Below are 13,425 nucleotides of genomic sequence, written 5' to 3'. Positions count from 1 at the left end.
ACATTAATTATATACTTATACAGATTAATCCTGTAAAATAATATTATAATAGCCAAATGGAAAATATAAAAATTTATTAAAAAAAATATTAAGGCGGTTTTTGGAAAGTTTTTATAAAAGCTTTTAATTTATAGATGCAGAGGTGGAGAAAATGAAAAAAGTCTTAGTTCTTGGAGGAAGCTATTTTATAGGAAAAGCCATTGTAGAAGCTTTATTAGGTTCTCAGAAAGATTATGAAATTTACACCTTAAATAGAGGAAGCAGAAAAACAGAAGATAAAAGAATTACTAATATAATTTGTGACAGAGAAGACTTAAATAAAATGAAAAAGTGTCTTAGTGAGCATGAATTTAATTATATAATTGATGTGTCTGGACTTAATGTAAATCAGTTAGAAATTCTTCATGAAGCCTTAAATTATGAAAAGTTAGAGAAATATATTTTTATAAGTTCAAGTGCTGTCTATGATGTAGAAAATTATAAAATACCTTTTAAGGAATCATTTATGTTAGGTAAAAATAAATATTGGGGAGATTATGGAACAAACAAAATAGAGTGTGAAGAGTTTTTAGAGGATAAGTATAACTATAGTAATGTTCAACTTATAATACTACGCCCTCCTTATGTTTATGGAGAAAATAATTATGCAGCGAGGGAAGGCTTTATTTTCCATCATATTATCAATGATAGGCCTATCCTAATTCCTAATGATGGAGAGACTAATATTCAATTTATCTACTCTAATGACCTAGGCAATTTAGTAGAAGGATTTTTAGAGACAAATCAAGATAATCTATCTATTTATAATGTTGGGAATAGTGAGGCAGTGACCTTTAATACATGGATAGAATTATGTGAGAAGGCTGCTGGTAAAAAGGCAATAAAGTATCATTTTTATTATGAGGAGAAGGGGTATAATGAAAGAGACTTCTTTTCATTCTTTAATTATGACAATGTGCTGGATGTAAAAAAAATCCATAGTGTATTTAAAGAAGAAACTTCTATGGAGGAAGGCTTAAAGAAGTGTTATCAATGGTATCTTCATAATGAATCCATGGTTATGATGAAAGAACATGTAGTAGAAAAGGAAGAAGAAATTTATAAGTTATTAGGAAAATAGTTCATAGTTTTATAATATGGATGTATAACTATGAATTTGGTAATTTATTTAGTACGATATGGAGATTAAAATGGATAAGTTAATATTTTGGGATTTTCAAGGTACATTAGCTCATAATGAGTGGATGTTTAGTAAAGCCTTATATAAGGTTTTATGTAAGTATGAACCATATACGGAAATAGATATTGAAGATTTTAAGAAAATCTCATTAGTGGGATTTCCTTGGCAACAACCTGAAAAGGAATATGTGAATCTCACTTCTAGTGATGCTTGGTGGAACCATGCTGAAGATATATTAATAAAGGGATATATAAAGTTAAATATATCAGAAGAAAAAGCAGCTATCTACTCAAAAGAAATTAGACAAGTACTTGCATCAGGAGAAAGTTTTCAACTATATGAAGATACAATAGAAGTATTACAGTACTTTATGAAAAAGGGTTATTCAAACGTAATACTCTCAAATCATATTCCTGAATTACCTAAGATAGTAGAGAAATTAGGATTATCACCGTATATAATCGATTGTATATCATCTGCTAATGTTGGATATGAGAAGCCTAATCCTAAAATATATCATTATGCTTTGAAAAAGCATTGCAATTATAGGGATATATGGATGGTTGGAGATAGTATTTTAGCTGATGTAAGAGGTCCAGAACATGTTGGAATTAAAGCAGTATTAGTAAGATCTAATACAGAAGAAAATGTTAGATATTACTCAAAGGATTTATTAGGAGTGAAAGAAATAATAGTATAGAAAATTAATATTGAAAATGGTTAGCAATAAGCTATTGAGTTCATACACGATAAGATAATCATTAGATTTAGAAAAACTATTTATTATACTGTGATAATTAAAAATACATTGGAGGATAGCTATGATAAAAAAATACACAAATTTAAATAATTTAGATATGTCTAGAGCAATAAAAGAAAATATTGAAAGAATATTCATGGGGAATAATGGAGAAAAGACCTTAGAGCACAGTATTAATGTTGCTAAAACTAGTATTATAATTGCAGAAAAATATAACTTAGATAAAGATGTTTGTGAAATTGCTGGATATCTTCATGACATTAGTGCAATTATTAGCCCTGAAGACATGCTACAGTATGCTAAGGATAATAATTGGTATATAGATAAAGCTGAAGAAAAGTACCCATTTTTATTACATCAACGTTGTTCAGTTGAATTAGCAAAGGAAGTTTTTAACATAGAAGATAATAATATACTAGGTGCAATAGGTTGTCATACTACTTTAAAATTAAATCCTACACCATATGAGATGACTTTATTTATAGCTGACAAACTTTCATGGGATCAAGATGGAAGACCTCCTTTTTATGATTTGGTAAAAGAAGAATTAGACAAGTCATTATATCATGCAGCTTTAGCGTATATGAATTATATTGTAGATAATAAATTAATATTATATCCACATAAATGGTTTATAGAAGGAAAACAATGGATAGAAAGGCATTGTAATATAAGGAAGGAGGTAAGTGGTTATGAATAAAGAAGAAAAGAATCAGTTTATAGTAGATACCATAGCTAAGGTAAATAAGATATTCTCAATTCATGAAAAAATAAAGGATATAGATACATCTTTATTAAAGCTTTATACAGTAGCTGTAGTAGAAGCTGGGTATTTTTTTATTTTTGATTTATCTGATAATGGTACGAGCTATGAATTTAAAGGTGAATATAAAGCACCTATGATTGTACCAGAAAAAGTGTTGGCCTCCTTTCCACTAGATTTTTATGATATGAAGCCTGCAGCTGTGGTATCTAAGGATACATTTAATACCTTAGAGGGATATATAGTTATATTTCATGAGTTTGTTCACTGCTATCAATGGGAACAAGGAAATAGTGAAATTAGGGAAGAACTAGAAATTGCTAAAATAGCTAAAGAGAAAAAAGATTTTATGTGGGAGATAAATCATCCATTTCCTTATGAAGATAAGGTGTTGATAAATGAAACTTTTAAATTAGAATTTGTGGATAAAAAACTACAATATAAAGATATGGTGGATTATCATAGAGTTATGAAGAAACATTTAAATCAAATAGACTTTGAATATATGGTATGGCAAGAGTTTATAGAAGGATTTGCTAGATATATTGAAAATCTTATTAGAGAAAAGTTACAAGTAAAATTAAATTCTAATAAATTAGAAAAACCTTTTAGTAGAGTAAGCTTTTATGAGCTAGGTAGTAGATCAATAAGTGCTATATTAAAAGAAAATCCTGAGATTAAGGGAAATATTAAATGTATATATGATAAAATTAATATATAATGGATGAACTTTAGATAAAGGGTAGGGGGAGTGTTATATGGATTTTCTATATATTGTTATAGGGGTTATAGTTGCGGAGTTTATATGTTCAATATTGTTTAAAGGAGTTAATGATAGCATTATTGGACTTTTTAAACCGATGCAGAAGTTTGTATCAAAATCTAAGAAGAAGAAAATATGGAGTGCTATAGGGTATGGTATTGCTGTTTTTATTGCTTTGACAATTAAGGATAGTTTTGAACTACATTACATTTGGTATGGTATATTAATTGGAGTTTTATTGTCTCTTAATGACATAATCTTTGAGAGAGGAGTATTTGAGAAGAGAATAGACAATCTATAATAATATTAAAGTAAAAAATTTTATAGTATTAATAAGGTATAAAGCTAGTTTTATGATAGCTTTATACCTTTTATTTTAATTTATTTTAGACATAACTCTTTTAAATTCGGATATTGCACCACTAAGAGAAATTAAATCTTCATCTGGTAGCACAGATAACTTTTCCTTAAGAAAGCTTTTCATTAAATCCTTTTTGATTTTAAAGACTTCATGGGCTTTTTCTGTTATTTCAATTCTAATAACTCTTCTATCCTTTGGATCTTCATATCTATTAACATAACCACACTCAAGGAGTTTATCTATTATTGGGGTCATATTGGGTTTAGATATACAAAGGTCTCTGGCTATACTAGACACTGATGAAGGTCCATTTTGAGCTAGGTAAAAAACCACTTTTACATGAGATGGTGGAACAACTGTATTTTTCATAAAGTCTTCTAATTTTACAATCTTTTTATGAAGTAGCATCATAAGAAGGAAAAAGTCCTCAGATAGTTTAGTTAAATTTTTTTCATCCATAATATATCTCCTTTTGCTGTAGTATTGAATTTCTATATTAAAATCGTTAATTAAAAATTAAAAAATCCACAATAAAATAGTTATTGACTTATAATAGTTATGAAACTATAATTAATATATGTTTATAACTGTTATGTACTTATAAATAATATAATATCATAATTTATATAAATTAATAAGTATTTTATAAGATTATTATAAATAAATTTTTTTTAAATTGCAAATAAACTAATAAATCGTAAATACTATTGTTATCTATGTTCATATATCATAGGTAATAAAGTATTTTGTTTTTAGTTTATTTCTTAGTGATTCATTATTATAAGAGGGAGTAGAGGAATATGTTCAAGTTAATTAAATATTTAAAGAACTCAGTGGTGCCAATTATCATCATAATTGGATTACTAATTGTTCAAGCAGTCTGTGACCTTTCTTTACCTGACTATACTTCTAATATAGTAAATGTTGGAATTCAGCAGGGGGGAGTAGAAAAAGTTACACCAGAAGTAATTAGAAAGAGTCAATTAGAAAAGTTAGAACTATTTATTAGTGAAGAGGATAGAATAGAAATTAAGAGTAATTATACTTTGTTAGATAAAGATTCTCTTAGTGATGAAGAATACAATAAATATGTGAAGAAGTATCCTTCTTTAGAAAATGAAGGTGTATATAAGCTTACAACTAAGAAAAAGGATAAAGAAACCATTGAAAAGTTAAATGGAATATTTGCAAGGCCAATGCTAGTAGTGCAAGGCTTTGAAAGTGACAGTGAAGAAAGTAAGGCTATGAAAGCTGCAATTATAGCGGAGTTTCCTCCTAATATGGGTATAGATGAAAATGCAGATATATTGGAAGTGATGTCACAGTTACCGCAGGAACAGCGAGATACTATGATGAAAGATATAGATAAAAATTTTGAGAACTTACCTAATACTATGATAGACCAAGCAGCTATTAGTTATGTAAAAAATGAGTATAATAATATTGGTTTGAATATAGACAAAATGCAAACTAACTATCTTCTTTATACCGGAGGATTAATGATACTTATAGCCCTACTAAGTATGGCTGCTACAGTAACTGTTGGATTTATTGGGGCTAGAGTGGCGGCAAACCTTGGTAAAAACCTTAGAAGTAAAGTATTTTCTAAAGTTATAGGCTTTTCTAATGCAGAGTTAGACAAGTTTTCTACTGCGTCACTTATAACTCGTAGTACCAACGATATTCAGCAAATTCAAATGCTTATGGTAATGCTTCTAAGAGTAGTATTCTATGCACCAATCTTAGGAATTGGTGGAGTAATAAAGGTTTTAAATACAGAAACTTCAATGGCTTGGATTATTGTTGTTGCAGTAGTTGCTATTTCAGCAGTAGTAATTGTTTTATTTACAGTAGTTATGCCAAGATTCAAGAGGGTTCAGAAACTAGTTGATAGGATTAACCTTGTAACTAGAGAAATTTTGACTGGTATGATGGTAATTCGTGCCTTTAGTACAGAAAGACATGAAGAAAAAAGATTCGATAAAGCAAATAATGATTTAACTAAGAATAATTTATTTGTCAATAGAACTATGGCTTTAATGATGCCAACTATGATGCTGATTATGAATGGAATTACTATTTTAATAGTATGGAATGGGTCACATAGCATTGATGCAGGAACCATGCAAGTTGGAGATATGATGGCATTTATTCAATATACAATGCAAATTATAATGGCATTCTTAATGATATCTATGGTTTCAGTGATGTTACCTCGTGCTACAGTTTCAGCTGGGCGTATAGATGAAGTATTATCCACTGAATATGTAGTTAAGGATCCTGTAGCTCCAATAAAACTTGAAGAAGATAAAAAGGGATTTCTTAAATTTAATAATGTTTCCTTTAAGTATCCAAATGCTGAAGAAAATGTTCTAAGTAATATAACTTTTACTGCTATGCCTGGAGAGACTACCGCATTTATTGGTAGTACAGGAAGCGGTAAATCCACCCTTATTAATCTTGTACCGAGATTTTATGATGTGACTGAGGGAGAAATACTTTTAGATGGAATTGACATTAGAAAAGTAAGTCAACATGATTTAAGAGAAAAGATAGGCTATGTACCTCAAAGAGGAGTGCTATTCTCTGGTACCATTGAAAGTAACTTAAAATATTCAGGTAAAAGTATTACAGACGAAGATATGATAAAGGCTGCAGAGATTGCACAAGCCACTGACTTTATTAAAGGTACTAAGGAGAGTTATAATACTGAAATATCTCAAGGGGGTACTAATGTTTCAGGGGGCCAAAAACAAAGACTTTCTATTGCAAGAGCTATTGCTAAAAAACCAGAGGTATATATTTTTGATGATAGCTTCTCAGCTTTAGATTTTAAGACTGATGCGGCATTACGAAAAGCCCTTAAAAAAGAAACATTAAATAGTACAGTTCTAATTGTAGCTCAAAGAATAAGTACGATTCTACATGCAGAGCAGATAATAGTTTTAGAGGAAGGGAGAATTGCAGGTATTGGAACTCACAATGAGTTAATGAAAACTTGTGATGTGTATAAACAAATAGCACTATCTCAACTTTCAAAGGAGGAGTTAGCTAATGAGTAAGGAGCAAAATATGAAAAAAGGACCTATGGGTGGTGGAGGACCTATGGGAGGTCCTGGAGAAAAAGCTAAAAACTTTAAGGGCACCATGAAAAAGCTTATTAGTTATCTTAAACCTTTTACTGCATCCATAATAATTGTTATAATATTTGCCATTGGAAGTGCTGCTTTTTCTATTATTGGACCTAAGGTTTTAGGTAAAGCTACCACTAACATTTTTAAGGGACTTGTAGGTAAGATAACAGGTTCAGGAGTAGGCATAGACTTTGAATATATAGGAAGAATTTTATTAATACTTTTGATTTTATATATAATTAGTACATTATTCTCTTTTGTACAAGGTTTTATAATGTCAGGAGTTACTCAAAAGGTTTCATATAATCTTAGAAAAGAGATTTCTGAAAAAATTAATAGAATGTCTCTTAAATATTTTGATAATAAGACTCATGGTGAAGTTTTATCTAGGGTAACAAATGATGTAGATACTGTAAGTCAAAACTTAAACCAAAGTATGACTCAAGTTATAACTTCAATTACTACATTAATTGGAGTACTAATAATGATGATTTCAATAAGTGGTATCATGACAGGGGCAACTCTCCTTATATTGCCAATATCTATGTTTTTAATATCGGTAGTAGTTAAGAAATCTCAAAAACACTTTAGAAATCAACAGAAATATTTAGGAAATGTTAATGGGCAAGTAGAAGAGGTTTATGGAGGTCATAATATAGTTAAGGCCTTTAATGGAGAAGAAGAGGCAATTAGAGAATTTAATAAGTTAAATGATAAATTATACGACTCAGCTTGGAAGTCTCAATTTTTATCTGGAATGATGATGCCTATTATGACCTTTGTGGGAAACTTAGGCTATGTAGTAGTGTCTATTTTAGGTGGATGGCTGGCTATTAAGAAAACTATTGAAGTTGGAGATATTCAATCCTTCATTCAATATGTAAGATCTTTTAATCAACCTATAGCTCAGTCAGCTCAGATAGCAAATCTAATGCAATCTACAGCAGCGGCTGCAGAAAGAGTTTTTGAATTCTTAGCAGAAGAAGAGGAAGTGCAATTTGCAGAAAACCCTGTTAAAATAAAAAATCTGTTATTGTCAGAAGATGAGGGAGAAGAAATTCAAGGTGAAGTAAACTTTGAAAATGTTCACTTTGGGTATAAAGAAGATAAGATTATTATCAATGATTTTTCAGCACATGTAAAACCAGGACAGAAGGTTGCTATAGTTGGACCTACTGGAGCAGGAAAAACTACCATGGTTAAATTGCTTATGAGATTTTACGATGTGAATAGTGGAGCTATCTTAATAGATGGTCATAATATTCAAGATTTCAACCGTCAAGATTTACGTAGTATATTTGGTATGGTACTTCAAGATACTTGGTTATTTAATGGCTCTATTAAGGAAAATATCAGATATGGTAGATTAAATGCCAATGATGAAGAAGTTATTGCTGCAGCTAAGGCTGCTAATGTGGATCACTTTGTAAAAACTTTACCTGATGGATATGATATGATTTTAAATGAAGAAGCTAATAACGTGTCTGCAGGTCAAAAGCAATTACTTACTATAGCTCGTGCAATTCTTGCAGATCCTAAGATTCTAATTTTAGATGAAGCCACTAGTTCTGTAGATACTCGTACTGAGGTTTTAATACAAAAGGCAATGGATAATTTGATGAGGGGTAGAACTAGTTTTGTAATTGCTCATAGATTATCTACTATAAGGGATGCAGATTTAATCCTTGTAATGAAAGATGGAGATATAGTAGAACAAGGAAATCATAATGAGTTACTTGCAGCTAATGGCTTTTATGCAAACTTATATAATAGTCAATTTGAAGACATTAAAGAAGATATAGTTTAATAACTAAATAAAAAGTAAGTAGAGTTTTTTGACTAGGATAGAGTTTATTCCATCTGAAGTTTATTGACATAGTTTTTAAGAACTAGCTTAAATTAAGTAAATTAATTTGAGTTAGTTCTTTTTATTTTAGAGATAAGTATAACCTAGTATTTAGGAAATAATAATAAAGTAATTAATTAAATATATAATAAATATAAGTTCATTTAATATATAAATAATTAATAGACAAATATGAAAAAGATGATATAATTACCATTAATAAATGTGTAATATTAAATATGCTAAAAAATAATTATAGTAAACTGAATAAAATTCATGTTTATTAAATATATGGAATATTAGAAGGAGATTTATCATGAAAGCAAAACAGGTTTTAGATATAGCTCTTTCAGCAGGCGAACTACTTATTAGTAATGGATCAGAATCCTATAGAGTAGAGGAAACTATTGAAAGGATATGTAAAGCATATAATTATAAAAGTGAATGCATAACTACAGGAAAAGGAATTTTTATATCTATTTTAGATGAGGATCAAGAAAAGGTTACATCACTAAAAAAGGTTAGAAGCAAGAGTGTTGATTTATATAGCATAGAGCTAGTAAATAGTTTTTCTCGAAGCATCGAGTCAGAGAAGATTTCCTATGAGGAAGCAATGGAAAGACTAGAAGATATAAGAAAAACGCCTACTTTTAAATTACCTATTAGAGTGTTAGCTGGTGGAATGACTTGTTTTATTTATTCATTATTTTTCAACGGAACAATTTTTGCAGCATTTATATCTGCGATTATTGGTATGATAATATATTATATGGTAGATAAGGTATCCAACGTAGGATTTTTCCAATTTTTTATCTTCTTTTTCTCAGGATTTCTTATAGCTAGTATAAGTATTTTATTTGAAAATATTATAACTATAGTGAACAAGGACAAGATTATACTAGGGTCTATTATGGTACTATTACCTGGTGTAGCCCTTACTAATGGAATAAAAGATATAATTTATGGTGATTTTACATCAGGAATTTCAAAGGTAGGTGAGGCAGTTTTAATAATTACAGCAATTGGTTCAGGAATTGGTACTGCATTAGCCTTTAGAAATTTTCTAGGAATCTTTTAGATATAATATATTTAAGTGAAAGTAGAGGCTATGTTATGATTAGACAAATTGTTTTAGCGTTTTTTGGAAGTGTATTTCCGGCCATATTATTTAATATAGATAGAAAAAAATTAGTTTGGGCTGGGATTTCAGGAACTCTTGCATGGATAAGCTATTTAATAGTGTTCAACTATGGAGGAAGTGTAATTATTGCTACTTTCATGGGGGCATTTGTAGTAGGAGTTTATAGTGAAGTAATGGCAAGAAGGTTAAAGGCTCCAAGTATGCAGTTTTCAATACCAGGAATATTCCCGTTAGTACCAGGAGTTATGGCCTACAACACAGTATTATATATAGTAGCTCAAAATTATGACCTTGCTTATAGCAGTGCAATGAAAACTATTATAGTAGGTGGAGCTATTGCCTTTGGAATGATGTTATCTTCAACTACTTATAAATTTTTTAGCAAAATTCAAAGAGATATAGAAATAAAGAAAGCAGCACAAAATAAAATAAAGGAGATGAACTAAATGGAGTTCATCTCCTTTATTTATCAGATATTAATATTAAATTACTATATAAAATGTGAAATGTAACATAAAAGGTTTAAAATGTTCTCTGGAACAAATGAATATTTTTAGTAAAAAATAAGTAATTTTATTAATTTCAAAAAACAAAAATGATGTGAAAATACTCTATAGAATATAGAAGGTATATACTAAGAAAGGCTAATAGAATAATAAGTATTTTATTATAGTAAATTGTGATTTATAAAGCTCTCATTAAAATATAGATATTACTCGATAAAAGGAAGGGGGATGAGGATGAAATTTTTGAATTTCAGAGAAAAGCAAATAAATGACAGAAAACTTTTGAACTTAATTGAAGTAGATAAAGATAGACTTTATAGGATTGCTTATGTATATGTTAAAAATGAGGAAGATGCTAAGGAGATTGTTCAAGAAACTATATACAAAGGATTTTTGAATATAAAGAAGCTTAAAGAAGTAGAAAAATTTAATAGTTGGATTACAAGAATTCTAGTAAATACAGCTAGGACTCATTTAAAAAAGAAAAATAGATTTGTATATGAAGGTGAAGACGTATTAAAAAAATGTTCTATTACAGATGAAGACTATATTGATTTATATGAAGCCGTTGATAAGCTACAAGGATTAGAAAAAACAGTTATTATATTAAAATATTTTGAAGATTATAGAATTATAGATATAGCTATAATATTAGATATTTCAGAAAGTAGAGTCAAGAATTATCTTCATAAAGGGTTAAAAGATTTGCGTATAGAACTAGAATGTGTAGAGCCAAACTTAAATTGTGAAATAAAGTTAAGTAAAATATAGTAAAAAGGAGGAACGACTTTGAGTAATATAGATTTTAATAAAGCTAAAGAGCAGTATAACTCTATAGTGATGCCAGAGGATTTAGACACAAATTTAATGATAGGAATGAAGAGTGGTATAAGAAAACGTAAAATAAGAAGTAAAGGACCAATATATAGTATAACAGTTATGTTTATTGCATTTATACTTTGTATAAATACTTCGGTAGTTTTTGCACAGGCTGTAAACAATATTCCTATAATTAGAGATTTTGCAGATATAGTTATCATAAATGAAGGGATTAAATATGCTTTAAAAGAGGGATATATTCAACCTATTAATAAATCAGTAGACATTGATGGAATTAAGGTTACAATCACTAGAGTTATAGGAGATAGTAAACAACTTATTTTGGGGTATACCATAGAAGGAAAAGGTATTAATAAAGAAGATTACTATGGATTAAAAGATTGGGAAATTAAGGATTATAATGGAAATAAGTTTATGGAAGGAATCCTCAGTTATGGATATGGAGACTATAAAAAGGACGGATTAAAGCCATTAAAAGGAGAAAAATATTTTTCTATTGAAAGCATGAATGTAAAAGATATTCCGAGAAATCTTATATTAACCTTTAATGGTGTAGTAAATCATAGTAAATATGATGGCATAATAAGCAGTGGAGAAAGAAAAATACCTATAGAGCTAAATGAAAAAATTGTTTCTGTAGAACCAGAGATATATAGTATTAATAAAAATGTAGAGTTGGGAGAGCAAAGTCTTTTTATTAAAGAAATGAGGATTTATCCAATGGGTACAGAAATAGTTGTGAGTAATTTAGTAGATAAGGAAAGTAAATTTGGGTGGCTTGATAACTGTTATTTGGAAGATGAAAAAGGAAGGACCTTTACTTTATCTTCAGGCACATCGAAAGGTGAAGGGCGTGAAGATTATATACTAACTTTTAATGGAGGAGCTTACGGTAGATCTAAAGAATTAACTCTTTATAGTAAGGGAATATTTTATAATCCCATAAAAGAAAGGCAGCTTGTAGTTGATGTTGGAAATGAATTATTACTTCAAGGTGGAGAGTTTGGACTTAAATTAGAGCATATAAAAGACTATAAAGAGGTAAAAAATCCAGATGAAGATAATAGTTATAAGGTAGTATACCCTGATGAGGAAAATGATGAGGTTTCAACTGAAGATATAGTATATGAAGCAATGGAGGTTAAGTTCACTGTTTTACCACCATATGATATTGAGAATATTTCTATTAGTCATCCAGATGCTACAAGAAGCTCATCATCTCAAAGATCTGATGGAACAGGTGGAGAAGTATCACTATATTTTGATAAATATACTTTAAAGGCAGGAAAGCTATTTATCAATATAGATTCTATGTATAACAATAAAATGAAAACCGAAGAGTTTAGTGTAAGATTAAAATAAGCTAACATAAAAGTTAGCTGAAAATTTGATTGTTATAGAACAAAATTTATTAGTAGCCATTAAAATTATAAGGGGAATATTTAGGCTATGTTTTAAACTGTTGTTAAAACATAGCCTATATTTAAATTAAGTTTAAATTTATACTTAATTATTGAGCCTTCTTTTCGTTTGCCTTGTTATTTTCAGGGTTACACTTATCATCACACTCTGGTTTTCTCATATGGTTTCCAGGAGTCTTTGTATTTTGTTTTTTCTCATCAGTTTCGTTTAGAGTTGGTTTCTTTTCCTCTTCTTTAGGAGCTTTTTCATTCTCAGGCTTAGACTCACTTATAGTTTGCTTCTTTTCATCAGTTTTTTTTGTCTTTTCTTCTTCCTCAATCATAGTTGGTTTCTTTTCCTCAGTGGGTTTTTCATCCTTAGATTTTTCTGCTGGAGTCTCTATAGTAGTCATTTTTTCACTATTAGAATCCATTGCTATATTATCATATCCAAAGGCTATAGTAGAAGAAGTCATGATGGCACCAACTAATGTTAGCATAATTAAAGATTTTTTCATTGTAATACACCGTCCTTTTAAAGTATTTACTTAAATTCTTAAGTATGAGTATATTTGATGAGAATAACAAGAATAAGGATAAGCTATTGAAAAATAAAAGGTTTAAGAAAACTCGACTTTAGTTTATCCTTAGAAAGAAAAAATATGTTATTAAAAATTTTCCATTAAAAATGTGGATAATAATAAATTAACAGAAGTTTAGCACGTGAAGTT

13 protein-coding genes are annotated in these 13,425 nt (G+C 29.1%); 11 read left to right on the top strand and 2 right to left on the bottom strand.

Going from position 1 to position 13,425, the window contains the following annotated elements:
* Positions 1-151: 151 nt before the first annotated feature.
* From B2694_RS09770 to B2694_RS09750, 5 genes are all read left to right on the top strand, one after another.
* Complete coding sequence (locus tag B2694_RS09770; protein ID WP_346885566.1) at positions 152-1,120, top strand: NAD-dependent epimerase/dehydratase family protein; 969 nt, start codon at positions 152-154, stop codon at positions 1,118-1,120.
* A 70-nt stretch (positions 1,121-1,190) separates the two neighbouring features.
* Entirely contained in the window at positions 1,191-1,880 is a 690-nt protein-coding gene (locus B2694_RS09765) for an HAD family hydrolase (RefSeq protein WP_346885565.1), read from the top strand.
* Between the two features lie 121 nt (positions 1,881-2,001).
* Positions 2,002-2,640, top strand: coding sequence for an HD domain-containing protein (locus B2694_RS09760; RefSeq protein WP_346885564.1), 639 nt, complete (start codon positions 2,002-2,004; stop codon positions 2,638-2,640).
* Positions 2,633-3,424 carry a hypothetical protein gene (locus tag B2694_RS09755; protein ID WP_346885563.1) on the top strand — a complete coding sequence of 264 codons (792 nt, stop codon included), beginning with the start codon at positions 2,633-2,635 and terminating at the stop codon, positions 3,422-3,424. Before B2694_RS09760 ends, B2694_RS09755 begins: the two co-directional genes overlap by 8 nt.
* 37 nt (positions 3,425-3,461) lie before the next feature.
* Positions 3,462-3,767: a hypothetical protein gene (locus tag B2694_RS09750; RefSeq protein WP_346849117.1), complete on the top strand. Its 306-nt coding sequence runs from the start codon at positions 3,462-3,464 to the stop codon at positions 3,765-3,767.
* A 75-nt stretch (positions 3,768-3,842) separates the two neighbouring features.
* On the opposite strand, the gene B2694_RS09745 is transcribed toward B2694_RS09750, so the two are convergent.
* Positions 3,843-4,286, bottom strand: coding sequence for a MarR family transcriptional regulator (locus tag B2694_RS09745; RefSeq protein WP_346885562.1), 444 nt, complete (start codon positions 4,284-4,286; stop codon positions 3,843-3,845).
* Positions 4,287-4,627: 341 nt separating this feature from the next.
* On the opposite strand from B2694_RS09745, the gene B2694_RS09740 reads away from it, so the two are divergent.
* The 6 genes from B2694_RS09740 to B2694_RS09715 all read left to right on the top strand — a co-directional run bounded on the left by B2694_RS09740 (position 4,628) and on the right by B2694_RS09715 (position 12,656).
* Entirely contained in the window at positions 4,628-6,889 is a 2,262-nt protein-coding gene (locus B2694_RS09740) for an ABC transporter ATP-binding protein (protein ID WP_346885561.1), read from the top strand.
* On the top strand, positions 6,882-8,768 hold the full coding sequence (locus tag B2694_RS09735) for an ABC transporter ATP-binding protein (RefSeq protein ID WP_346885560.1): 1,887 nt from the start codon (positions 6,882-6,884) through the stop codon (positions 8,766-8,768). Before B2694_RS09740 ends, B2694_RS09735 begins: the two co-directional genes overlap by 8 nt.
* 355 nt (positions 8,769-9,123) lie before the next feature.
* Positions 9,124-9,885, top strand: coding sequence for a threonine/serine ThrE exporter family protein (locus tag B2694_RS09730; RefSeq protein WP_035135828.1), 762 nt, complete (start codon positions 9,124-9,126; stop codon positions 9,883-9,885).
* A 5-nt stretch (positions 9,886-9,890) separates the two neighbouring features.
* A complete protein-coding gene (locus B2694_RS09725; protein ID WP_346885695.1) occupies positions 9,891-10,394 on the top strand; it encodes a threonine/serine exporter family protein in 504 nt (167 codons plus the stop codon).
* A 294-nt stretch (positions 10,395-10,688) separates the two neighbouring features.
* A complete protein-coding gene (locus B2694_RS09720) occupies positions 10,689-11,225 on the top strand; it encodes a sigma-70 family RNA polymerase sigma factor (protein ID WP_346885559.1) in 537 nt (178 codons plus the stop codon).
* 18 nt (positions 11,226-11,243) lie between these two features.
* Positions 11,244-12,656: a DUF4179 domain-containing protein gene (locus tag B2694_RS09715; RefSeq protein WP_346885558.1), complete on the top strand. Its 1,413-nt coding sequence runs from the start codon at positions 11,244-11,246 to the stop codon at positions 12,654-12,656.
* 148 nt (positions 12,657-12,804) lie between these two features.
* On the opposite strand, the gene B2694_RS09710 is transcribed toward B2694_RS09715, so the two are convergent.
* Positions 12,805-13,212, bottom strand: coding sequence for a hypothetical protein (locus B2694_RS09710; RefSeq protein ID WP_346885557.1), 408 nt, complete (start codon positions 13,210-13,212; stop codon positions 12,805-12,807).
* Positions 13,213-13,425: the final 213 nt, after the last annotated feature.

Source organism: Clostridium sp. UBA4395, from assembly GCF_002390995.1.
GTDB lineage: Bacteria > Bacillota > Clostridia > Clostridiales > Clostridiaceae > Clostridium_J > Clostridium_J sulfidigenes.
This window is presented reverse-complemented; position numbering and strand designations above follow the sequence as displayed.

Excerpts from the sequence above, each read along its gene's own strand:
- B2694_RS09770 (WP_346885566.1), top strand. The coding sequence starts at position 152 with ATGAAAAAAGTCTTAGTTCTTGGAGGAAGCTATTTTATAGGAAAAGCC.
- B2694_RS09765 (WP_346885565.1), top strand. The coding sequence starts at position 1,191 with ATGGATAAGTTAATATTTTGGGATTTTCAAGGTACATTAGCTCATAAT.
- B2694_RS09760 (WP_346885564.1), top strand. The coding sequence starts at position 2,002 with ATGATAAAAAAATACACAAATTTAAATAATTTAGATATGTCTAGAGCA.
- B2694_RS09755 (WP_346885563.1), top strand. The coding sequence starts at position 2,633 with ATGAATAAAGAAGAAAAGAATCAGTTTATAGTAGATACCATAGCTAAG.
- B2694_RS09750 (WP_346849117.1), top strand. The coding sequence starts at position 3,462 with ATGGATTTTCTATATATTGTTATAGGGGTTATAGTTGCGGAGTTTATA.
- B2694_RS09745 (WP_346885562.1), bottom strand. The coding sequence starts at position 4,286 with ATGGATGAAAAAAATTTAACTAAACTATCTGAGGACTTTTTCCTTCTT.
- B2694_RS09740 (WP_346885561.1), top strand. The coding sequence starts at position 4,628 with ATGTTCAAGTTAATTAAATATTTAAAGAACTCAGTGGTGCCAATTATC.
- B2694_RS09735 (WP_346885560.1), top strand. The coding sequence starts at position 6,882 with ATGAGTAAGGAGCAAAATATGAAAAAAGGACCTATGGGTGGTGGAGGA.
- B2694_RS09730 (WP_035135828.1), top strand. The coding sequence starts at position 9,124 with ATGAAAGCAAAACAGGTTTTAGATATAGCTCTTTCAGCAGGCGAACTA.
- B2694_RS09720 (WP_346885559.1), top strand. The coding sequence starts at position 10,689 with ATGAAATTTTTGAATTTCAGAGAAAAGCAAATAAATGACAGAAAACTT.
- B2694_RS09710 (WP_346885557.1), bottom strand. The coding sequence starts at position 13,212 with ATGAAAAAATCTTTAATTATGCTAACATTAGTTGGTGCCATCATGACT.